The organism is Candidatus Tenderia electrophaga, from assembly GCA_001447805.1.
GTDB classification, from domain to species: domain Bacteria; phylum Pseudomonadota; class Gammaproteobacteria; order Tenderiales; family Tenderiaceae; genus Tenderia; species Tenderia electrophaga.
This window is the reverse complement of the sequence record CP013099.1, coordinates 3,411,342-3,433,002: the sequence shown is the minus strand read 5'-3', so window position 1 is coordinate 3,433,002 and position 21,661 is coordinate 3,411,342. Positions and strand designations below refer to the sequence as shown.

Sequence of the window (21,661 nt, the reverse complement as noted above, 5' to 3'; positions counted from 1 at the left end):
TCGTGTCAGGATGGGTCCACTCGGCGCGGCTTGCGATCCTCTCCCACGGCCACATAGGTCAGTGTCGCCTGGGTGACCTTGAGCGGGGTTTCGACGCGATTGCGTTCGGCGAACACCTTCACATCCAGCGTCAGCGAGGTGTTACCGACGCGCACCACCTCGGCATAGCAGCTGACCACATCACCGACGAAGACCGGCTGATGAAATTCGAAGGAATTGACCGCCACGGTCACCACCCGGCCCTTGGCGCGGCGGTGCGCCACCACCGACCCGGCGATATCGACCTGGGACATGATCCAACCGCCAAAGATATCGCCGGCGGCATTGGCGTCGGCGGGCATGGCCACGACGCGAATGGTCGGCTGGGTGTGTTCCGGCATCACATCGCTCATGACTCACTTCCTTGTGTTTGCTGATAGAGTTCGTCGATTTGTCGGGCATAGGCCTGCATGATCTTGTCACGCTTGGGCTTGAGCGTTGGCGTCAACAGACCGTTTTCCACCGTCCAGGCCGCGTCGATCACCTGCACCCGCCGGATCTGGGCATAACCGGGAAACTCCTTGATGCGCTGTGCGATCGAATCCAGCAGCAGATGCTCGCTGAAGTGTGTGCCGGAAACCTTGTCACTCATCACCACCAGCGCGGCCAGGAAAGGACGGCCGTCACCGATCACCAGCACTTGCTCGAACATCGGCGCCGCGCTGATAGCCATCTCCATGTCCGCGGGGGAGACCTTCTCACCGGTATCGAGCACGATCACGTCCTTGATGCGCCCGGTGATGTAGACACGCCCGTCCTCGAGGCGGGCCTTGTCGCCGGTGTGCAGCCAGCCCTCGGCATCCACAGTCGTGGCCGAGGCCTCGGGATTGTTCCAGTAACCCTGCATCACGCCGGGGCTGCGCGCCAGCAGCTCTTCGTTGTCACCGATGCGCAATTCCACATCGGGCAGCGGCGGGCCGACACTGACGGGGTCATTGTTCTGGGTCTGATTGACTGAGATCACCGGACTGGATTCGGTCATGCCGTAACCCTGCAACAGGTTCAAGCCCAGACCGACGAAGGTCTTGCCCAGCTCGGCCGACAGGGCCGCACCGCCGCAGATGGCGATACGCAGCCGACCGCCCAGCTTGTCCATCAGTTTGCTGGCGACCAGTTTGTTCAACAGCGGCCAGAGCAGCAGCTTGGCATGCCACTTGGCAAGGCCCTGTTTATGTTGAAAACGCAGCCAGCCCACCTCGACGGCCAGCTTGAACAACTTGCGCTTCAACTCGCTGCGCAATTGCTCCTGCAGCTTGCCATAGACGCGTTCATAGATGCGCGGCACCGATATCAATACCGTCGGCTTAATGGTTTGCAGGTCTTCCGCCAACAGGGGAATGGAGCGCGCATACGCGACACTGGCGCCGGCCATCATGGGCAGGTAGTAACCCACGGTGCGCTCCAGCGCATGGGACAGGGGTAGAAAAGACAGGAAATAATCATCAGGGTAGATGGGCACCACTTGCAGCCCGGCATGCGCGTTCCAAAGGATATTGTTGTGGCTCAGCATCACGCCCTTGGGTTTGCCGGTGGTCCCGGAGGTGTAGACGAGGGTGGCCAGACTGTCACCGTCGCTGACCAACACCTCGGGCTGGTTGCGCTCGGCCTTGCCCAGCAGTTTTCCCACATACTGAACCGGACAAGCATCGCCGCAGTCGTTGATGCTCCAGATACGCAGCTGCGCATCGAGCTGGCCGGCGACGGCCTCCAGTTCGCGCCACTGCGCCAGACTTTCGATCAACAGCAGGCGCGCACCGGAATGACCCAGCACATAGGCGACATTGTCCGGACGGTCGTTGAAGAACAGCGGCACCACCACCAACCCCAGGCCCAGGGCGGCCTGTTCGAACATCACCCACTCGGGCGAATTGTTGGCCATGATGGCGACGCGCTCACCGGGCGCCAGATCCAAGGTCTTGAGCGCCGCCTGCCAGCGCGCGATCAAGCGCCCCATGTCGGACCAGGTCAGATCCATCCAGGTGTTCGACGGTCCGTCGTAAAAGGTGTAGGCCACCGCGCCCGGACTGCGCCTGACGCGCTCGCAAAACAGTCCCGGCAGAACGCGGGCGCACTCCGGACTGATCACATCGGCCATCTAGAACAAATCCGCCTGATCCCAGCCGGCATCGACGCGAAAGCGCGCGCCGTGTTGCGTCTCCAAGGTCTCGAGCCGATGGCGCAGCTGCGCGCGTCCCGTCTTGCGGATGTAGTGCATGGGACCGCCGCGGAAGGGGGCGAAGCCGGTCCCGAAGATCACACCGCCGTCGAGCAGGTCCCCCTCATCCACGATACCCTCGCGCAGGCAGGCCACCGTCTCATTCAGAAAACGCATCATCATGCGGTCGGTGATATCGGCCGGCGGGGTGTAGGCCTTGTGCTCACCGCTGAACAGTTTCTTGCCGTTCTGGTAGCGGTAAAAGCCCGTGCCGCTCTTGCGCCCCAGATGGCCGGCATTGACCAGCTGTTCCAGGCGCCCCGGTACCGGCATGTCCAGCTGCTGCGACAGGATGCGCGCCACGGAAAGGCAGATATCCAGGCCCACCGTGTCGGCCAGCTCGATGGGGCCCATGGGCATGCCGAAGTCCAGCGCCGCCTTGTCGATCACCGTCGCCGGCACGCCCTCTTCCTCCAGGGTCACCGCTTCCAGCAGATAGGGCATGAGCACGCGATTGACCAGAAAGCCCGGCGCGCTCTTCACCGGCAGGGGCAGACGCTCGATGTGGCGGCAAAAGGCGGCGGCCTGTTTCACCGCCTTCTCCGCGGTCTGGGTGCCTTTGACGATTTCCACCAGCTGCATCTTGGCCACGGGATTGAAGAAGTGCAGTCCCACCAGGCGGCTGGGACGGCTCAGGGCCTTGCACAGGGTCTCCAAAGGAATACTGGAGGTATTGGTGGCCAGCACGGCATCCTTTTTCAATTTGGGTTCGATCTCTTTGTAGAGCGCCTGCTTGGCATCCACGTCTTCGAAGATGGCCTCAATCACCACATCGGCCTTGGCCACGCCGACGCCCTGGATGTCGGGCATCAAGCGGTCCATGGCGGCCTGGATGACGCGCGGCTGTTTAAGCCGCTTGCGGTATAAATCATGGGCGCGCTTCACCACCCGCGCCAGGGCCTCGTGACTACGGTCCTGGAGGGTGACGTGCAGGCCGCGCATGGCGCACCAGGCGGCGATATCACCGCCCATCACGCCACCCCCGATGACATGCACGTGCTTGACCTCGATCTCTTTCTTGTCACCCAGGGACTTCATGCGTTCCTGCAGGAAAAACACGCGCACCAGGCTCTGAGCGGTCTCGCCCATCACCAGGCGTGCGACAGAACTCGCTTCCTCGCGCATCATGCGGCGCGGGTCGTCCATGTGATTTTTCCACAACTCGATCAAGGCATAGGGGGCGGGATAGTGGTCCTTGCGCGCCCGTTTGGCTACCTGCTTTTCCAGATAGCGCGCCAGCAGGGGGCGGACCAGCTTGTGATTGGTCCAGGCCTTCCAGCCGGTCGCCTGTTTGCGCGCCGGCGGCCGCAACACGGTGGCGCGGGCGGCGTCCTTGAAGTGGCGCGCCGGTACGGCATAGTCCACCAGCCCCATGCGCTGCGCCGCGCGGGCGCTCAAGGAACGGCCGCCCAACATCATGTCCATGGCGGCGGGCGCCCCCACCAGCGGCGGCAGGCGCACGGTGCCGCCGAAGCCGGGGTGAATGCCCAGGTTGACCTCGGGCAGACCCAGCTTGGTCTTGGGATCGTCGTCGGCGATGCGATAGCGGCAGGCCAGCGCCAGTTCCATACCGCCGCCCAGGCAAAAGCCGTGGATCAGCGCCACGGTGGGCATGTCCAGGGCGGCGAGCCGGTCCAGCACCGCCTGGCCGCGGCCGATGAGATCTTCGGCGTCTTTCTGTCCGCCCAGGGTGGTGAATTCGTTGATGTCGGCGCCGGCGATAAAACCACTGGCTTTGGCCGACAGAATCACCAAGCCCTGGGGCCGGTCTTCATTGAACTGGCTGAGAATGTCGTAAAGCTCTTCCAGCACCGCCTTGGAAAGGGTATTGGCCCCGGCATTCGCCTTATCGGCATAAAGCCAGGCGATGTCGTGTTCGTCGCGCTCCAGGCGCCAGTGTTGATAGCTCTGTTCTGTCATCGCTTTAATCCCTTTCCACGGCCATGGCGCCGCCCTGTCCGCCGCCGATGCACAGACTGGCCATGCCGCGTTTGGCGTTGTTGCGTTCCAGCACGTGCAGCAGATGCAACACGATGCGCGCGCCGCTGGCACCCACTGGATGCCCCAGACTGACGCCGCCGCCGTCCACATTCAAACGATCGCGGTCGATCTCGCCCATGGCCGTGCGCATGTTCAGTGCACTGCTGCAATAGTGTTCGTCTTTCCAGGCCTCGAGACAGGCCAGCACCTGGGTGGCGAAGGCCTCGTTGATCTCCCAATAGTCCACGCCATCCGGCTTCCAGCGTTTGCGTTTCATGATAGGGGTCATGGCGTGTACCGGCCCCAGCCCCATCTGGCTCGGTTCCAGTCCGGCCCATTCGCTGTCGACGATGCGTCCCAGTACCGGCAACTCATACTGCTTCACCGCCTCCTCGCTGGCCAGGATCAGCATGGCGGCGCCGTCGGTGACCTGAGCGCTGTTGCCGGCGGTGACGCGGCCGAACTGACGGTCGAAGACCGGTTTCAGCTTGGCCAGGCTGGCCAGGCTGGAGTCGCGCCGCAGGCCGGTATCGTGCAGATGATGTTTGCCGCGGCTGTCATAAACAGCCTCGATCTCGTCCAGCCAACCCTCGTCCTGGGCCTTGGCCAGGCGGTGATGACTCGCCACGGCATAGGCGTCCATGGTGTCGCGGTCGATCTTGAATTTGTGCGCCAGGATCTCGGCCGTCTGGCCCATGGAGAGGCCGACGATAGGATCGCTCAGGCCACGCAGCAGACCGATGACGGGCTTTAGATGACCGCCACGCAGTTGACCCAGAAGCTGCAATTTCCGGCCGAAGCTTTTGGCCTTGGACCAGTCGGCCAACCAGGCCACCATCTTTTCATTGAGCAGCACGGGGGCGTGACTCATGGATTCCGTCCCGCCGGCCAGGATCAGGTTGGCGCGGCCGGTGGCGATGTTCTTGTAGGCGCAGTCCAGGGCCTGCATGCCGGAGGCGCAATTGCGTTGCACCGTCCAGGCGGGCACCGATTTGCCGCAGCCCAGTCGCAGCGCCACGACGCGGCCGATGTTGGCCTCGTCCGGCCCGGGCATGACGCAACCCAGGATCACCTCGTCCAGGTTCTCGGGTTCGAACGACTGTCGCGCCAACAGCGGGCGTCCCGCTGCAACGGCCAGGTCGGAGGCCCGAAACGGCCCCGGTTTACCCACTGCCTTGAAGAAGGGCGTACGGGCACCGTCCACGATAAATACCGGTCTCCCCTTGCTGCGTGTCGCCATGCTATGACTCCTTGTACCAATAGTCAGGTGCGAAATCGTCGACCTTGATCACCTCGCGCCGTGCCGCGATGGCGGCCTTCACCAGTTCGGCCTCCTGCGCTTCGATCACGCCGGCGGCCAGGCCGCGGTCGACCAGCTCGTCTTCCCTTGTCTTTGTCAGTTTGCCGCTCCTCACCGCGGAACGCAGCAGGCGCTCCACGGATTCGGCGTCGATCACTTTGTGCAGTGCCGCCTCCAGACGGCCCAGCGGCTCGTCCTCGCCGGCGGGCACGAAGATGCCCTGGGTCAAACGATCACGCGTCTGCGACGGTGCCAACAACAGACTGGCGGCCTGATGGCCGAGTCGGTCCACCGGCAGGTGATAGCTCTTGCCCCAGGGCATGATCATGATGCGCAACAGCATCGCCAAGGGCCGCATGGGCAGGTTGCGCAACAGGCCGCGCAGGCTTTCTTGCATCTGGTAGAGGGCATCATCGCAAGCCCATTGCAGCAATGGCAAGTCTTCGCGTGGACTGCCGTCGTCATGAAAACGTTTGAGACAGGCCGAGATCAGATACAACTGGCTCAGCATATCGGCCAAGCGGCCGGAGAGTTTCTCCTTGCGTTTCACCGCCCCGCCCAGGGTCAACATGATCACATCGGCCACCAGGGCGAAGGCGGCGCTCATGCGTGTGGCCTGCTGATAATAATAACGCTCCGGCCCGCGCTTGGGCGCCATCTGGAAACGCGCGCCGGTCAGCCCCAGCCAGAAGGCGCGCGCTGCGTTGCTGAGGGTGAACCCGACATGACCGATGAAGGCTTTGTCGAAGGCAATCGCGCCGCGCTGTGGGTCTTGATCCTGCGCCGCATTCATCTCTTTCAGAATATAGGGATGGCAGCGGATTGCGCCCTGACCGAAGATAATCATGCTGCGGGTCAGGATATTGGCCCCCTCCACGGTGATGCTGATGGGGATGGACTGGTACACCCGTGCCAGGTAATTACGCGGTCCCATACAGATGCCGCTGCCGCCCTGCACGTCCATGGCGTCGTTGACCACCGCGCGCATGCGTTCGGTCATGTTGTACTTGGCGATGGCCGACAGCACCGATGGCTTTTCGCCCAGATCCACCGCGGCGGCGGTCAGCACGCGCGCCGCATCCATGAGATAGGTATTGGCGGCGATGCGCGCCAGCGGCTCTTCCACCCCTTCGAACTTGCCGATAGGGGTGTTGAACTGCTTACGGATGCGCGAGTAAGCGCCGGTGGCGCGCGAGGTGAGCTTGCCCGCCCCCACGCTCAAGGCGGGCAGGGAGATGGAGCGCCCCGCCGCCAAGGATTCCATCAACATACGCCAGCCCTGCCCGACCCGTTCCTGACCGCCGATAACCCAATCCATGGGAATGAACACATCCTTACCCTGGTTGGGGCCGTTCATGAAGGCCATGTTGAGCGGCGCATGGCGGTTGCCGATGCTGACGCCATCGGTGTCGGTGGGGATCAAGGCGCAGGTGATGCCGATGTCCACTGTCTGGCCGATGAGGTGATCCGGGTCATAGAGACGAAACGCCAGGCCCAGCACGGTCGCCACCGGGCCCAGGGTAATGTAGCGCTTATCCCAGTCAAGGCGGATGCCTAGGGTTTCTTTTCCTTCGAACTCGTCGCGACAAACCACGCCGCGATCGGGGATGGAGGCGGCGTCCGAGCCCGACTCCGGCCCGGTCAAGGCAAAACACGGCACCTCTTCGCCCTTGGCCAGACGCGGCAGATAGTGGTCCTTTTGGGCTTGCGTACCATAGTGCAGCAACAACTCGGCCGGACCGAGGGAATTGGGCACCATCACCGTCACCGCCGCTGACACCGAACGGCTGGCGATCTTCATCACCACACTGGAATGGGCCAGGGCGGAAAACTCCAGCCCGCCGTACTGTTTCGGAATGATCATGCCGAAGAAGCGCTCGTCCTTGAGGTACTGCCAGACGTCGGGCGACAGGTCGCGGCGCTCCTCAGTGATGTGCCAGTCGTCCAGCATCTTACACAGCTCTTCCACCGGGCCGTTGAGGAAGGCCTGTTCCGCATCACTGAGCTTGGGCAGCACCGTATCATGCAGCTTGTGCCAGTCGGGGCGGCCGCTGAACAGCTCGCCGTCCCACCATACCGTGCCGGCATCCAGCGCCTCCTTCTCGGTCTGGGACATGGGTGGCAGGGCGTCGCGCAGCAAGGGCAGCACGCGGTTGCTGATCAGGAAGCGGCGCAGCGGCGGTATATTCAGGGGAACGACGACAAGCGCCAACACGACCCAATGCGCCACCAGCACCGGCGTTGAATACACGCCCAACATAGTTGCCGCCAATAACAGGCCTACCAGCACCACACTCCATTGCCACAGGGCAAAACGCATGTAGGCCATAAACCAGATGGCCGCGGCCACCACCAGACACCAAACCATTGCCATATCGATTTCCTTCTCGCTGTTAACCAGCCTGTTTGCTGACCTCAATCACCGTGTGATGCACACGTTTGCCGTCGGCGGCGTAACACTCGCCCGCGGCGTTACAGACCACCCCCTCCTGATCCCAGGGCAACTGGCGGTAGACCGCCGCGTCACCGAAACCCAGGAGCGGGTATTTGATGACCTCGAAATAGGGCGAGTAGTCAAAATCACGCGGCGTATACAGGCGCGTGTTGCGCTTGTACAGTTTCAGACCGCCGTCTTCGGTACGATGAATCACCGGCAGCACCGGGTAGTGCACCGCGGCGAAGACCTCGGCGATCATGGTGGAACACACGGTCTTGGCCTGGGTGCCGGCATTATGTTCGAACAGGGTCGAGCGCCAACGCCGCGGCACCATGCCGTAGGGAAAGATGAAACGCGCCAGATCGAACAGGTGACGAATATCGTATTCGCGCCCAAAATAGCCCACCGCCTCTCTCACGACCTGCCGCACGTCTTGGCGCGACAGGCCGCGCGGGCGGCAAATACGCAAATGATCGTCTTTATACTTGGACAAGGGCGAGATCACCGTGCCCTGCCCCAGCAAGGGTTCTATCAGCAACTGGTCGGTCGGATCGCCGTCATAATGACGCCGGATGATGTCCTTCAACTCTGCATCTTCAATGTCGTGCAGACGGCCGATGTACAGCGCCGAATGGGTCCAGGAACTGAGCGTAATGGTCTTGATAAAGTTACTGATACGGTTGCGCCCCTCCACCAGCAATACATCGCACGGCCTGATCTCGAAGCTCAGGCGATCGAAATCGCACAGGGGAATATCACGTTGCTCATCCTCGCTGTTGAGCCAGTCGACCAGCTTGTCGACCAACCACGCCTTCACACCCATTTTCAATCAACGCTCCCTAATTCCAGCCAAGTCCCGGCGGGGTTACTGCACCCCATGGGTAAGTATCGGGTTAAAACAGGATTTCTCTAGCCGGCAATCACAATCCTTTGACTCTTGAAGTGTAGTGAATTAGACCGCATGAGAACATGAAAATGCAGGGCGCGCCTAGGCGCCTGTCGGATTACATGTCCAGATCGATGTCGGCGCTGCCGGACTCCAGGATATCCATAGGCAGTTCAGTGAACTTGCCGCGTTTGGCATCCGCTCGATCGCGCAGGTATTGATCACTTACCCCTTCGCCACGCTCGATGGCGGCGTCGGTTTGTTGGTTCATGACGATCACGGAAATACGCCGATTTATGGGGTTATAGGGGTTGACCTTGTCGAACAGCACCGACGACGCCAGGCCTACCACGCGACCGATCTGGGCGCGCGCCATGCCGCCGTCCACCAGGGCGCGGCGCGCGGCATTGGCACGGTCGGCGGACAGCTCCCAGTTGCTGTAGTCGTCACGACCGACAAAGCGCGCGGCATCGGTATGACCCGTGATACTGATGCGGTTGGGGACCGCACGAATGAACTTGGCCAGCTCGAACAGAATGTCGACGGTATAGTACTTGAGATGCGCCTTGCCGCTGTCGAACATGGGTCGGTTTTCCTTGTCGACGATCTGGATGCGCAGGCCTTCCGGGGTAATGTCGAGCAACAACTGATCCTTGAAGGGCTTGAGTGCCTGGCTCTGTTCAACGGCCTTTTTGAGCTGTTCCATCAACTCATCGAGACGTTCCTTATCTTCGCGCTCTTCCTGAACGCGCTTTTCCTGCTCGCTGTCTGTTTCAGGCGTTTGCTTGAGGTCCTCTTCTTTTTTGCGTCTATCCTGCGGCTGGATCTGCATCATCTGGTTGAAATCAATCAAACCGGTGCTGGCGCCCCCCGGCCCGTTGATGGAGCTGGGGGCGGGTGTGATGGCCGCGCCCTCGCTGGCACTGGGATTACTGAAATATTCGGACAAGGCGGCCTTCTCTTCGTCCGAGGTGCCGCCGAGCAGCCACAGCAACAGGAAAAAGGCCATCATTGCTGTGGCGAAATCGGCAAAGGCCACCTTCCAGGAACCGCCGTGATGACCGTGATCGCCATGGGCCACCTTCTTGACGATGATCGGCTGTTTCTTATCGATCATGACTATTGGCTGTTTTTGACGTGCTCTTCGAGCTCGATGAAGCTGGGCCGATCGCTGGCGTACATCACCTTGCGCCCGAACTCCACCGCCACCTGGGGGTTGTAACCGTTCACCGCTGCCATCAGGCAGATTTTAATGCACTCATAGAACTTGGCCTCTTCGCGGGCGTTGTGCTCCATGGCGACGGCCAGCGGCGCGACAAAGCCATAGGCCAGCAGGATGCCGAGAAAGGTGCCCACCAGGGCGGCGGCCACGTGACTGCCGATGGTAGCGGGGTCACCGCCGATATAGGACATGGTAATGACGATCCCCAGCACCGCCGCGACGATACCGAAACCGGGCAGGGCGTCGGCCACTTTGGTGATCGCCTCGGCCGGCATGGCCGCTTCCTTGTGGTGGGCGGCCAGTTCGATATCCATTAGATTTTCCAGTTCAAACGGGTTCATGTTGCCGCCCACCATCAGGCGCAGGTAGTCGCAGATAAATTCGACGACATGGTGATCGGCCAGGATGCTAGGGTGTTTGCTGAACAGCGCACTCTCGCTCGGCGCTTCGATATCCGCCTCGATGGCCATCATGCCTTCCTTGCGCGACTTCTGCAGCAGATCGTACATAAGTGACAGCAAATCCAGGTAGAGGGCTTTTTTATATTTCGATCCTTTTAAAGCGCCGAGCAGGTTTTTTAGCACGGCCTTGTGCACCTTGGCCGGATTGGAGGCAAGAAAGGCGCCGAAGGCGGCACCGCCGATGATCAACAGCTCGAAGGGTTGCCACAAGGACAGCAGATTGCCATGGGACAGGACGAATCCTCCGGCGACACACGCCAGAACAACGACAAAACCGATAATGATTAACATTAAATGCTGGTCCCGTATCTTTTATTTTTCGTGTCACTTCATATCGACGCATGACACGTTTGCTTGAGCAAAACAGACCTCCCGTCAACTAAAGCTTTCTCGGCGGCCAGCCGTAATTTAAACAGGGAAAAAAGGCTTAAGCGGCGCTCAACATGTCACACAATTCACTACAGCAATGGACTGCGCGGCTCAGCCAATGTGAGCTGCCACTGCTCAAGCAATCATGCCGGGACCTGAAACAGATCGGGTCCTACGACAACATCTCCATGGCTAAATTTTCCAATATCGTGCTCACCGATCCGGGCCTGACCCTGGCCATATTGCGCGCCGCCTGCGCCCTGCCGCGCAGCCGCCTGCAGGACGAAATCCATACCGTCGACGCCGCCGCCATGAAGCTGGGCTCGGGCAGGGTGAAAGCGAGCATCGAGGCGATGTGCTTCCTCGAAGACAGCGTGGACGATGAGTCTCGGGCGATTTATATGCAACTGGTGAGCCGTGCCTATCACAGCGCCTATCAGGCCTACGGTATGGCGCGCGAGCGCGTCGATATGGCGCCGGAGGAGTTATTCACCGCCGCCATGTTGCACGATCTGGCGGCCTTGCTGCTCCTGGTCCATGGCGACGGCCTGCTGTTGGATTTCGACAACCTCGATGATGAAGCGGAACAGCGGCGCAAACTAGGATTCACCCTGCTGGAGCTGTCACACGCCCTGGCGCAGGCTTGGCAACTGTCCAGCTTTATTGTGCAGAGCCTGCAAGCCTATGACGGCGAGACGGCCATCAATCCGCGCCTGTACGAGATTCATTTGGCTCACGAACTGAGCGTCACTGCCCAGCGGGGCTGGGATACGCCGGCCATGGGGGCCCTGATCGAAAAGATCGCCCGACACCTGCATCGCGACCCGGAGGAGGCCATGCTGGAGGTGCGCGACAACGCCATTCACTCCGCCGAGGAGACCCTCTTTTACGGCGTGGTGCCAGCCGCCGCCAGCCTGCCCGGCCTGGATGAAGCGCTACGCAACAGCTTTATCGAGGGCACCGCGGTACCGGTCAAGCCGATTTTGCGGGGCCCGGCGCAGCCGCCGCCGGCCAGCCTGGCACCGGAGCATCCCTTCTCGCCGCTGCATCACGCCATCGTGGACCAGGTCATTGACAACGCCAAGGCCCAGCTGGGCGGGGATTTCAACCTGGCGCACTTTATAGCCGAAATAAAACGCGGTTTTGTCGACGGCATGAAACTCAACCGCGTCTTCTTCGCCATGCTCGACAACGAGCGCAAATATTTGGTCAGCCGCTTCATGTTCGGCAATCCGGCGGGGCTGCGCAATCTGCGTATCCCGCTCCGGGATCACAATCTGTTTCAGCGGCTGCTGGAAAAACCGCAGGCCCTGCGCTGCCAGGACGACAATCGTCAGAAAGTCACCGCCCTGTTGCCCACTGAGTTTTATCGGCTCATGGACACGGACCAGTTTTTCCTCATGACCATCTGCGCCAAGGGCCGGGCGCTGGGAATTGTCTACGCCGACCGCTACGGCAATGACTACGGCCTGGACCAGACCGACTACGAAAAACTATGCCAATTGTGCCGCTTGCTGGCTAAAGGTTTCGAGCGTCTGGGCGGATAACTATATTAGGCGTGTTTTATATATATAAATCCTTTAGTCGTTATGATTAGGACTGCATATTTGCGCTATGCTAATCGATAACTGGCCCGCAGATTGGTAAGGGGATCCTCATGACGCTCGAAGACCGCAAGCATCAACGCACCCAGCTCGACTACGAAGATACCGAGGAATGCTTTCATGTCGAGGTCTATGACCGGCGTTATGTGCTAAACCGCATCCATGACGTATCCATCTCCGGCACCGGCATTCAGATCCCCAATGAAATCGAACCCGGCACCCCGGTGAAGCTGGTGTTCAGAAACGCCCAGCGCAGTGTCAGCGTCAACGGCACCACCGTGTGGTGCGACCCCATTCCCCTGGGCCTGGAACCCGCTCCGCCCGAACCGGCCTTTCGCACCGGCATTCAATTCGATCCCAAGGACCGCAACTGCGCCGTGTTCTTCATGACCTTGCGCGACTTCATCGCCAACAGCGAAAAGAAACAGACCTAAGCCGCATTGCTCACTGGGCGTCAAGAAAGGTCGTGATTTCCTCACGGCGCTTGATGGTGTCGGCATATCCCAGCGCGATCAATTCGCGGCAAAAGGCCTTTTCGAACAGCAGATAGCTCAGCAGGCTGGTGCCGTCCCGGTTCAAGGCCCCCAGGCCGCGCAGGAAATAGCGCACCGTGCGTGGCAGGTGATGGGAATGTTGCTGGGCGATCTTGCTGATATCGCGGCTGGGGGAGATCACCAGCGTCTCCACCGGTTTCAGCGACACGGTACCATCCGCCACATATTTCTTCGGCACCGTCTCCAAGGTGCGGTTAATACGTTGCAAACGTTCCAGGTCGACCTCCATGCTGTCGAGAAATATGCTGTTCAGGGCATGGCCGGCAATCTGGGCCATGGAGGGATATTCGATGATTTTTTCGCGGTCGATGCCGTCATCGTCACTGCCGCGCACCCCGATCACCAGCAGCTTGCCGGCGCCCAGATGCAGCGCTGGGCTGATGGGGGCAATCTGGCGCATAGAGCCGTCACCGAAATACTCGCGGTTGATCTTGATAGCCTCGAACAAAAAAGGTATCGCCGAGGACGCCATCAGATGCTCGATACCGATCTGCGCCGGACAGCCGACGCGAATGGCCCGATCCCAAGGCTCGATCGGCTCGGCGCTTTGATAAAAGGTGACCGACTGGCCGGTGGTGTAGCCGGACGCGGTGATGCTCAAGGCGTGGACATGGCCCGCCTCGATGGCGGTCCCGATCTGCTCAAAGGGCATGTAGCGGCTCAGCAATTGCTGCAGCGGCGTGCGGTCGAACAGTGAGGACGGGTTGTAGCGGCCCATCACGCCCCCCAGCATCAGCGCCGCGAACCAGTGCGCCCCCGAACTGGCAATGCCCCAAAAATCGCTGCGGAATACCTTGTCGACAGTGAAGTTGCCCCATACGCTCACCAGGCGCGATACGGCGTTTTGGAAATCGGCGGAATAAATGGCCAGCGCCGCGGCATTGATGGCCCCGGCCGAGGTGCCGCATAACACCGGGAAGGGGTTGACCGCCGCGGGCGCGCGCATGCGCGCAATCGCCTTCAGCACCCCCACCTGATAGGCGGCGCGGGCACCGCCCCCGGCCAGGATGAGGCCGACGCGGGGCTGCGCTTGCTGACTACCAACTCGCCAAGCCATGGCTCCCGATTGGGCCTCCTCTTCATAACTGCAGGTATATGCACTTATTTTAACGGCCGCTGCTCACCATACTATGAGCCCGGCGTGAGAATGCTGGCAACTGCGGGCTTAGGGCACCCTAGATGGGTTGACAGGGCGCCCTTAGATTATTCCGTGCGCTGTTTTTTCAGACTGACCACCTCGGCAGAGGCCTTGCTGCGCGGGGTGCCATTGAGGGTTTTGGCCAGGCCGCCGTCGCCATAAAGGGAATTCAACATCATATTGGACAGCCGCACACAGGCGGACAGGGGGCTGGCGGCACGCTCGCGTTCCACATCGATACGCCATTGCAGGCATTTCAAGCGCTCGGATGCCCTGGCCTCGTTGATGAGATCGTCGATCACTTTCCGGCGGGTGAATTCAAAGGCTTTGGGATTGGTTTCGGCCAACTTCTTCCATTCATCGAAGACGAAGCTACGATTACTGATTCCGGACATCAGGATCACCTCTTTTTTACAACATTTATATCCTACCCGTGTGATCGATTATATATGATTTTGCCGCGGGACGGCTGTCGAGTCCGGGGCAAACTTGAATACAAAACTATTTATTTATTAGCTTCAAAGGCTTATGAAAGACGCCGCGCGTGACCCAGTGCTCATCCCCACTTGCGGCGCCTCGGACTGCCGCCACGGCCGCGGCGCGCATTTGAAATGTTCGGGGACGACGCGGGCTAGCCTTCCAGCTCGCTGAGCACTTGACGCAGCGCCTCGACCGTCGCGTCGATCTGCTCACGGGTGATGATCAGGGGCGGGGCCAGGCGCACCACGGTGTCATGGGTCTCCTTGCTGAGAATCCCCTTGTCCATAAGCCGTTCGCAGATCGTGCGCGCCGCCACCTTGTCGGCATAAAACTCGACGCCAATCAACAGCCCCTTGCCGCGCACCTGCTGAATCAGCGGGCTTTTGATCTCGCCCAAGGCCGCCATGAAATAGGCCCCCATTTCGGCCGCCGCCTCGATCATGCCCTCGTCTTCCAAGACCCTCAGGCCCTCCAGGGCCACCGCCGAGGACAAGGGATTGCCGCCAAAGGTGCTGCCGTGATCGCCAGGCTGGAACATCTCCATCACCTCACGCCGGGCCAGAAACATGGACACCGGCAGCAGGCCGCCGCCCAGGGCCTTGCCCAGGATCAGGCCGTCCGGTTTGACGGCGTCATGAGTGCTGGCCAGCAAGGCGCCGGTGCGCCCCAGGCCGGTTTGGATTTCGTCGCAGATCAGCAGCACGTCATTGTCGGCACACACCTTGGCCACTTTGCTCAAATAGCCGGGCGGCGGCACGATGATACCGCCCTCGCCCTGGATAGGTTCTACCAGAAAGGCAGCGGTGTTGGGGCCGATGGCCGCCTCCAAGGCATCCACATCGCCGAAGGGCACTGAGGTAAACCCCGGCGGAAAGGGCCCAAAGCCGGCCTTGTACTGATCTTCGCTGGAAAAGCCCACAATGCTGATGGTACGGCCGTGAAAGTTGCCGTCGCAGACAATGATCTCGGCCTGATCGGCGGGCACACCCTTGACCGTGTAGGCCCATTTGCGCGCCGCCTTGAGCGCCGTCTCCACCGCCTCGGCGCCGGTATTCATGGGCAGGGCCATGTCCTGGCCGGTCATGCGGCAGGCCTGTTCCAGCAACGGCGCCAGCTTGTCGCTGTAAAAGGCGCGTGAGACGATGGCCAGTCGGCCCGCTTGCTGAGTCAAGGCCTGCACCAGACGCGGGTGACAATGGCCGTGGCTGACGGCGGAATAGGCGCTCATCATGTCCAGATAGCGCTTGCCCGCGTCGTCCCAGACATAGACGCCCGCGCCCCTGACCAACACCACCGGCAAGGGCAGGTAGTTGTGGGCGCAATACTCTTCTTCAAGTTCGATGGTCGGGTTCATGTGCTGCTCCGCTAGCTGTCTTTAAGATTTGCACCAACAGCTTCAAGGTGCGTTGCTGCACGTCGATGGCCGGATTGAATTCGGCCACCTCCAATGCCCGTAGCCGGGGATCACTGGCACGCGTCGCCAGCCAGGCCAACAGGTCGGCGGCGCGAATGCCGCCCACCACCGGCGAGCCCACTGCCGGGGCGTCGGCCAGATCCAGGGCGTCCAGATCGATGGAGACGCCATAGACCTGGTCGCCCGCGGCGGCGATACTTACCGCCTCGTCCATGGCGGCACCGAGGCCGAGCCGACCGACCTCGTCCATGGTGATCACCCGTACCCCGAGGCGCTGCAGCAACTCGCGCTCAGCGCCTTCGTAGCTGCGCACCCCCACCAGGCAGAGACGGCGCGCATCGATCACCGCGGCGCTGCCCAACTGGCCCAGCAAGTCGGCCAGGGGCATGCCGTGGCGATAACCGCTGGGGCTGGTCTGGGGCGTGTGGGCGTCCAGATGGGCGTCGACCCAGACCAAGCCGACCGGACCGAGCGTGCGACGCACCCCGCGCCACGTCCCCATGGCACAGGCGTGATCGCCGCCGATGACGGCGATGCGCGGCTGATCCCGCAACACGGCGGCGCAGCTGTCGCTGAGACGCGTGAGAAAATCGTCCAGGGCGGCCGCGCCGCCGTGACTCTCGGCATTGACGGTCTGCTGCCAGACCAGGGCCGGCTCCGGGGCGTGTTGCAGCGCTGCCTGCAAGGCCTGCGGCCCCGCGGCACAACGGTCGTCCGGCGCCCCCAGCCCGGAGGCGGCGCCGATGATGCTCAGGGGCGTAGTTAAATCTGTCATAGGAATTACCTTAGTCATTGGCCCGGCCATATGGGTATATCGACCGGTAACGACCGACACATTATCCATGCCCGCTTTAAAAACAGGGGCTTGGTCAGCGGGAACTGGTAAAATGCGGGACCTGCCAAAGCATCAGGATCGCACCGTACCATGTCCGCCCATGCCGCCAACCCCCTGTTCATCGACGGTCCCGCCGGCGCCCTGGAGGCGCTGGCGGAGAATTTCGACCACCTCGACAACGGCGTCTTGGTGGTCTGTCACCCCCATCCCCAGCACGGCGGCACCATGAATAATAAAGTGGTCCATACCCTCAGCCGCGCCGGTCACGAACTGGGCCTGGCGACGCTGCGCTTCAACTATCGCGGCGTGGGCAAGAGCGGCGGCAGTTATGCCGAGGGCGAGGGCGAAACCGATGACCTGCTGGCGGTGATAGATTGGTTGGACGAGACCGCTCAGCCGCCGACAGTGTGGCTGGCCGGTTTTTCGTTCGGCGCCTATGTGGCCATGCGCGCCAGCTCTCAGCGTCCCGTAGACCAGCTGATCACCGTCGCGCCGGCGGTCCATCTGTTGCGTTTTCAGGGACTCGCGCCGCCCGCCTGCCCATGGCTGTTGCTGCAGGGCACGGCGGACGAGATCGTGCCCTTCGAAGAAGTGCGGGCCTGGATCGATAAGCTGGAGACACCACCGCAAACGGTCTATTTCGAAGCGGCCGGCCACTTTTTTCACGGCCGCTTGGTGGAGCTGCGCCGGGCCGTGACGGAGCGCCTGGCACGCCAGGCCCGACCGCGCTAATCAGGCCGCCAAGCGACGCACCATTTCGTTGAGATTGGTGTCGCTCTCGATGAGCTGGGTCATGACGTGAATCACCTGCTTGGGCTCCAGCCCCAAGGCCTGCAACAGATGCGCGGGCAGGCGGTCATCCAACACCTCGCCGGCCTCATAGGCCGCCAGTAGATGATCGCTCAATTGCGCCATGTTGACATACACCGAATAGGGACCGGCATACTGCTCATTATGGTGTTCGCGGGTGGCCAGCACCAATTCCTGCGGCATGCCCCAGGCTTTCATCAGCCAATAGCCCAGCTCGCCGTGGGTGACGCCCAGATAATCCTTTTCCAAACGACTCAGGCGGTCGCGTCCCTGCTCCTCGACCAGCTTGGTCAAGCCCTCGAATTCGTTGCGAAACAAATGCCCCAGCACCAGATAACCGAAGTCGTGCAACAGCCCGATCAGGTAACAGGTGCCCGGCCGCGGGCGGCGCTCCTGGGGAATTTCCTTGCTCAACAACTGCATCAGGGTGGCGCTGTACACGGCATGGCGCCAGTAATAATCCAGCCCGAAAGGTCCGTGACGCGGAATCTTGAAGGGCGTGGCCAGCGCCAGCCCCAGGGCCAGATTCATGACCATATCGAAGCCCAGCACGCGGGCGATGGCCACCTGGATAGTATCCACCCGCCCCTGATAACCGAAATAGGGTGAATTGGCATAACGCATCACCTGGGCCGCCAGGCTCGGGTCGCGTTCGATCAGGGCGGTCAGGTGCTTGACCTCCACGTTGGGGTCGGCGCGCATTTCGAAGATACGCAGCGCCATTTCGGGCATGGGCGGCAGTTCGGTGGCCTGCTCCACACGTTGGCGAATCTTGGCGCCCAGGTCCTGACTCCAGGCCAGATTGGCAACCTCCCCACCGCCCTGCGTCTCGGCCTCCTCCAGCGCTTCGGCAAAGTCGCTGGCGAGCAGGGCGTTGGTCTGCAGCAGCATGAAATTCTTGCGCGACATCTTGATCAGCCGACTGTGGTCACCGGCGACGATATACACCTCTTCCGGTGTGGAGAGGGCGGCATCGATCACCGTGCGCAGCCCGTAGGCCACCCCCACCGGCGGGATATTGCCGGGCTGACAATCGGCGAACACGGATGACAACTGGGTCTGGTAGGCAGGACTGACATTGCGATGCAGCAGCTTGGACAAGCGCTCGTAATTGAGCTTGTGCGAGGCCGGCATCACCGCCATCATCAGGCCGTAGGTATCACGCATCACCACCGGATAATAGAGTGACCGCGGTGGAATATTCGCCAAGCTGGCCGCCTCACGGGGGGACTCGAAATGCGGCACTTCCAAGATTGTATAGATGATGTGTTTGCCGTCTAGGTACTGCTTTATGGTTTTCGCTATGGCCATGTTGGCTGTTCTCGCTCCCATGAGGCGCAACATCTCTCTAGATTATAGGTGCTGGACCATCCGTGACCAGCGCCACCCGTCAATCATACTACTTGCAGACCATTATAAGGCTATCAGATGAAATGGTGACGACAAGTGTTTGTTTTTTATTACCCCCAACAGATGCTTCGACCGCAAGGATGGGAACTTTAGGACAGCTCCGAATAGTCGTGAGCACGTATCTTGAACGTTTATATGCGCGCTCTTGGCGGTGCAAATCTTCGCACCTGCATTAGGTGCAATGTGAGCGCCCAATCTGCGGCACTCAGAACGATTGAGAGACGCCCTTGAGAGCAGCCGGAAAATTTTTGCGAGGCGGGGAGCGGCCGGCCGTGACGCACATCATGGCCGACGCATTGTGACTATCGATCCGGTGCGGCGCAGACCTGGGCGTAATCCTCGTAACCGGGGAAATCCCCCTGCTCACCGCAATAGCGGCAGGCGGGGTTTTTTTTGAGCTTGAACTCGGAGAAGCTGCTGCGCAGGGCGTCGTAGTAGAGCATCCGGCCCAGCAGCGGCTGGCCCATGTCGAGCAGGATCTTGAGCACTTCGGTGGCCTGCAGCAGGCCCATCACGCCGGGCAGGATGCCGAGCACGCCGATCTCGGAGCAGGAGGGCGCGGAGCCCGGTGCGGGCGGATTGGGGAACATGCAGCGGTAACAGCCGCTGGGGTTGTCGGGATGGCCGGGCCAGAATACGGTGAGCTGGCCCTCGAAGCGGTACACCGCGGCATGGACGTTGGGCTTGCCCAACTTGACGCAGGCGTCGTTGACCAGATAGCGGGTGGGCAGGTTGTCGGTGCCGTCGACAATGACGTCATAGGCGGAGAAGATCTCCTCCACGTTGCCGCTGTCCAGATGGGTCTCGTAGCCCACCACCTTGACGTCCGGATTGAGCTGTTCGATGGCCTCGCGCGCCGAGGCCACCTTGGGGGTGCCGACGCGCGCCTCGGTGTGGATGATCTGGCGCTGCAGATTGCTGCGGTCCACCACGTCATGGTCCACCAGCCCCAGGGTGCCCACCCCGGCCGCGGCCAGATAATAGGCCGCCGGCGAACCCAGGCCGCCGGCGCCGATCAACAGCACCTTGCTATCGAGCAGCTTGAGCTGGCCGGCCTCGCCCACCTCGGGCAACAATAAATGTCGCGAATAGCGTTCCTTAGCCTCGGCCGAGAGGGCGCGCGGAATCTCGAAATCCAAGCCCTGATTCTTCCAGCGATTGAAGCCGCCGGCCAGGGAGCGTACATCGCTGTAGCCCAGCTGTTGCAGGGCCTCGGCGGCGAACAGGGAGCGCACCCCGCCGGCGCACATCACCACCAGGGTCTTGTCCTTGTCGGGCACGCGCTCCTCGATACGCAGCTCCAGATAACCGCGCCCCATGCGCAGCGCAGCGTTAGGGGAGCCGTTGGCGATCTCGTCCGCCTCGCGCACATCCACCAGCAGGGCGCCCTGCTTGAGCAGGCTATCGGCCTCGCTCGGCTCGACCTCCGGAATGACGGACTTGAGTTCCGCCAAGCGACGTTCCATTCCTTTCATTACTGCAACCCTCTAAGTAATACGTTGACTATATCGACGGCCCATTCTGCCAAGTTTAGTGGGGCGTGGCTATTCAGCCGGCGGCTGCGCATCACGGGCGCAGCGAAACCCCAGATCGACAAAGGTATAGGTGGGCCGCAGGTTGAAGCGATAGGCGCTGCGGTAAAAATGGTTAATGACGTAATGCCCCAAGCCGCCCCAGCCACCGCCGCGCACCACGCGCATCTTCTCGCCGAAGTCCTCGCTTTCATACTCGGCGCCGGGATAGGGCTGGTACCAGTCGGCGGTCCACTCCATCACGTTGCCGGCCATGTCGTGGACACCGTAGGGTGAGACACCCTCGGGGTAGGAACCCACCGGCGCCACGCCGTACTGCCAACCGTCGCCGGCGCCGATATTGAGGCGCGTCTCGTCCCAGTCGTCGCCCCAGGGATATTCACGCCCGTCACTGCCGCGCGCGGCCTTCTCCCACTCCGCCTCGCTGGGCAGGCGCTTGCCCTGGGCACGGCAGTAATCGCGCGCCTGCAACCAGGTCACGCCGGTCACCGGCAGATCATCGAATTGGGCCTGATGGGCGACGATGGCGTCCAATAACTCATCGTATCCCATCTGGGTCGTGTCCATATCCAGGCGAAAGGTGTCCGCCGCCAATTTGCGCAGGGTGGGCAGGTCGGCGAAGCCCAGGATGTCACGCGACAATAAATAACCATTCTCCTTCCAGCCGTTGGGGACGAAGTAATTATTGGCGACGACGAAATCGCGGTACTGGTCGTTGGTGACCTCGTATTGGTCGAGCCAGAAGGCGTCGACCGTGCGCCGGTGCTGGGGGGCTTCATCCAGGTACCAGGGCTTGTTGGAGCCGTACTCCTGGGCCTTGCCGTCGTCGTCGCGCGGCTCGCTGCCCATGATGAATGGGCCGCCCGGGATCCGCACCATGTCCTGCGGTGGCTCGGCCGCCAGGAGCACCTCGCCTGCCAGAACTGCCCATAATACGCCCGTCGCGCCGATGATCCGCTGCGCCATGCCACGTCC

At 61.5% G+C, this 21,661-nt stretch carries 16 protein-coding genes and 2 pseudogenes; 3 read left to right on the top strand and 15 right to left on the bottom strand.

Annotation, left to right across the window (positions count from 1 at the left end):
- Positions 1-5: 5 nt before the first annotated feature.
- The 8 genes and pseudogenes from Tel_15675 to Tel_15640 all read right to left on the bottom strand — a co-directional run bounded on the left by Tel_15675 (position 6) and on the right by Tel_15640 (position 10,831).
- A complete protein-coding gene (locus Tel_15675) occupies positions 6-392 on the bottom strand; it encodes an acyl-CoA thioesterase (protein ID ALP54471.1) in 387 nt (128 codons plus the stop codon).
- The gene (locus Tel_15670; GenBank protein ID ALP54470.1) at positions 389-2,134 is read right to left on the bottom strand and encodes an AMP-dependent synthetase; all 1,746 of its coding nucleotides are present in this window, start codon (positions 2,132-2,134) and stop codon (positions 389-391) included. The genes Tel_15675 and Tel_15670 overlap by 4 nt, the downstream gene beginning before the upstream one ends.
- Positions 2,135-4,174: a hypothetical protein gene (locus Tel_15665; protein ALP54469.1), complete on the bottom strand. Its 2,040-nt coding sequence runs from the start codon at positions 4,172-4,174 to the stop codon at positions 2,135-2,137.
- A gap of 4 nt (positions 4,175-4,178) precedes the next feature.
- On the bottom strand, positions 4,179-5,474 hold the full coding sequence (locus tag Tel_15660; GenBank protein ALP54468.1) for an acetyl-CoA acetyltransferase: 1,296 nt from the start codon (positions 5,472-5,474) through the stop codon (positions 4,179-4,181).
- Between the two features lies 1 nt (position 5,475).
- Entirely contained in the window at positions 5,476-7,902 is a 2,427-nt protein-coding gene (gene fadE, locus Tel_15655) for an acyl-CoA dehydrogenase (GenBank protein ALP54467.1), read from the bottom strand.
- Positions 7,903-8,017: 115 nt separating this feature from the next.
- Positions 8,018-8,794 (bottom strand): annotated as a pseudogene (locus Tel_15650) (hypothetical protein).
- Between the two features lie 301 nt (positions 8,795-9,095).
- Positions 9,096-9,980 (bottom strand): annotated as a pseudogene (locus Tel_15645) (hypothetical protein).
- Complete coding sequence (locus Tel_15640; protein ID ALP54466.1) at positions 9,977-10,831, bottom strand: flagellar motor stator protein MotA; 855 nt, start codon at positions 10,829-10,831, stop codon at positions 9,977-9,979. The pseudogene Tel_15645 and the gene Tel_15640 overlap by 4 nt, the downstream one beginning before the upstream one ends.
- Positions 10,832-10,983: 152 nt before the next feature.
- Between Tel_15640 and Tel_15635 the strand changes: the two genes are divergently transcribed.
- Together Tel_15635 and Tel_15630 are read left to right on the top strand one after the other, a co-directional pair.
- Entirely contained in the window at positions 10,984-12,456 is a 1,473-nt protein-coding gene (locus Tel_15635; protein ID ALP54465.1) for a hypothetical protein, read from the top strand.
- A gap of 110 nt (positions 12,457-12,566) precedes the next feature.
- Positions 12,567-12,947, top strand: coding sequence for a hypothetical protein (locus Tel_15630; protein ID ALP54464.1), 381 nt, complete (start codon positions 12,567-12,569; stop codon positions 12,945-12,947).
- Between the two features lie 10 nt (positions 12,948-12,957).
- On the opposite strand, the gene Tel_15625 is transcribed toward Tel_15630, so the two are convergent.
- The 4 genes from Tel_15625 to Tel_15610 all read right to left on the bottom strand — a co-directional run bounded on the left by Tel_15625 (position 12,958) and on the right by Tel_15610 (position 16,874).
- The gene (locus Tel_15625) at positions 12,958-14,124 is read right to left on the bottom strand and encodes a Patatin (GenBank protein ID ALP54463.1); all 1,167 of its coding nucleotides are present in this window, start codon (positions 14,122-14,124) and stop codon (positions 12,958-12,960) included.
- A gap of 146 nt (positions 14,125-14,270) precedes the next feature.
- Positions 14,271-14,600: a hypothetical protein gene (locus tag Tel_15620; GenBank protein ALP54462.1), complete on the bottom strand. Its 330-nt coding sequence runs from the start codon at positions 14,598-14,600 to the stop codon at positions 14,271-14,273.
- A 236-nt stretch (positions 14,601-14,836) separates the two neighbouring features.
- Complete coding sequence (gene rocD, locus Tel_15615) at positions 14,837-16,039, bottom strand: ornithine--oxo-acid aminotransferase (GenBank protein ALP54461.1); 1,203 nt, start codon at positions 16,037-16,039, stop codon at positions 14,837-14,839.
- Positions 16,017-16,874 (bottom strand): hypothetical protein, encoded by an 858-nt coding sequence (locus tag Tel_15610; protein ALP54460.1) that lies wholly within the window; start codon positions 16,872-16,874, stop codon positions 16,017-16,019. Before Tel_15610 ends, rocD begins: the two co-directional genes overlap by 23 nt.
- A gap of 150 nt (positions 16,875-17,024) precedes the next feature.
- Between Tel_15610 and Tel_15605 the strand changes: the two genes are divergently transcribed.
- Entirely contained in the window at positions 17,025-17,666 is a 642-nt protein-coding gene (locus Tel_15605) for a hypothetical protein (GenBank protein ALP54459.1), read from the top strand.
- Here Tel_15605 and Tel_15600 read toward each other — a convergent pair whose 3' ends face one another.
- From Tel_15600 to Tel_15590, 3 genes are all read right to left on the bottom strand, one after another.
- A complete protein-coding gene (locus Tel_15600) occupies positions 17,667-19,055 on the bottom strand; it encodes a hypothetical protein (protein ID ALP54458.1) in 1,389 nt (462 codons plus the stop codon). It abuts the gene before it with no gap.
- 401 nt (positions 19,056-19,456) lie between these two features.
- Positions 19,457-20,629, bottom strand: coding sequence for a molybdopterin biosynthesis protein MoeB (locus Tel_15595; protein ALP54457.1), 1,173 nt, complete (start codon positions 20,627-20,629; stop codon positions 19,457-19,459).
- Between the two features lie 69 nt (positions 20,630-20,698).
- Positions 20,699-21,652, bottom strand: coding sequence for a hypothetical protein (locus Tel_15590; GenBank protein ID ALP54456.1), 954 nt, complete (start codon positions 21,650-21,652; stop codon positions 20,699-20,701).
- Between the last annotated feature and the right edge of the window lie 9 nt (positions 21,653-21,661).

Bases quoted from the DNA above. Each gene is read 5' to 3' on its own strand.
- Tel_15675 (ALP54471.1), bottom strand. From the start codon at position 392: ATGAGCGATGTGATGCCGGAACACACCCAGCCGACCATTCGCGTCGTG.
- Tel_15670 (ALP54470.1), bottom strand. From the start codon at position 2,134: ATGGCCGATGTGATCAGTCCGGAGTGCGCCCGCGTTCTGCCGGGACTG.
- Tel_15665 (ALP54469.1), bottom strand. From the start codon at position 4,174: ATGACAGAACAGAGCTATCAACACTGGCGCCTGGAGCGCGACGAACAC.
- Tel_15660 (ALP54468.1), bottom strand. From the start codon at position 5,474: ATGGCGACACGCAGCAAGGGGAGACCGGTATTTATCGTGGACGGTGCC.
- fadE (ALP54467.1), bottom strand. From the start codon at position 7,902: ATGGTTTGGTGTCTGGTGGTGGCCGCGGCCATCTGGTTTATGGCCTAC.
- Tel_15640 (ALP54466.1), bottom strand. From the start codon at position 10,831: ATGTTAATCATTATCGGTTTTGTCGTTGTTCTGGCGTGTGTCGCCGGA.
- Tel_15635 (ALP54465.1), top strand. From the start codon at position 10,984: ATGTCACACAATTCACTACAGCAATGGACTGCGCGGCTCAGCCAATGT.
- Tel_15630 (ALP54464.1), top strand. From the start codon at position 12,567: ATGACGCTCGAAGACCGCAAGCATCAACGCACCCAGCTCGACTACGAA.
- Tel_15625 (ALP54463.1), bottom strand. From the start codon at position 14,124: ATGGCTTGGCGAGTTGGTAGTCAGCAAGCGCAGCCCCGCGTCGGCCTC.
- Tel_15620 (ALP54462.1), bottom strand. From the start codon at position 14,600: ATGTCCGGAATCAGTAATCGTAGCTTCGTCTTCGATGAATGGAAGAAG.
- rocD (ALP54461.1), bottom strand. From the start codon at position 16,039: ATGAACCCGACCATCGAACTTGAAGAAGAGTATTGCGCCCACAACTAC.
- Tel_15610 (ALP54460.1), bottom strand. From the start codon at position 16,874: ATGACAGATTTAACTACGCCCCTGAGCATCATCGGCGCCGCCTCCGGG.
- Tel_15605 (ALP54459.1), top strand. From the start codon at position 17,025: ATGTCCGCCCATGCCGCCAACCCCCTGTTCATCGACGGTCCCGCCGGC.
- Tel_15600 (ALP54458.1), bottom strand. From the start codon at position 19,055: ATGGCCATAGCGAAAACCATAAAGCAGTACCTAGACGGCAAACACATC.
- Tel_15595 (ALP54457.1), bottom strand. From the start codon at position 20,629: ATGAAAGGAATGGAACGTCGCTTGGCGGAACTCAAGTCCGTCATTCCG.
- Tel_15590 (ALP54456.1), bottom strand. From the start codon at position 21,652: ATGGCGCAGCGGATCATCGGCGCGACGGGCGTATTATGGGCAGTTCTG.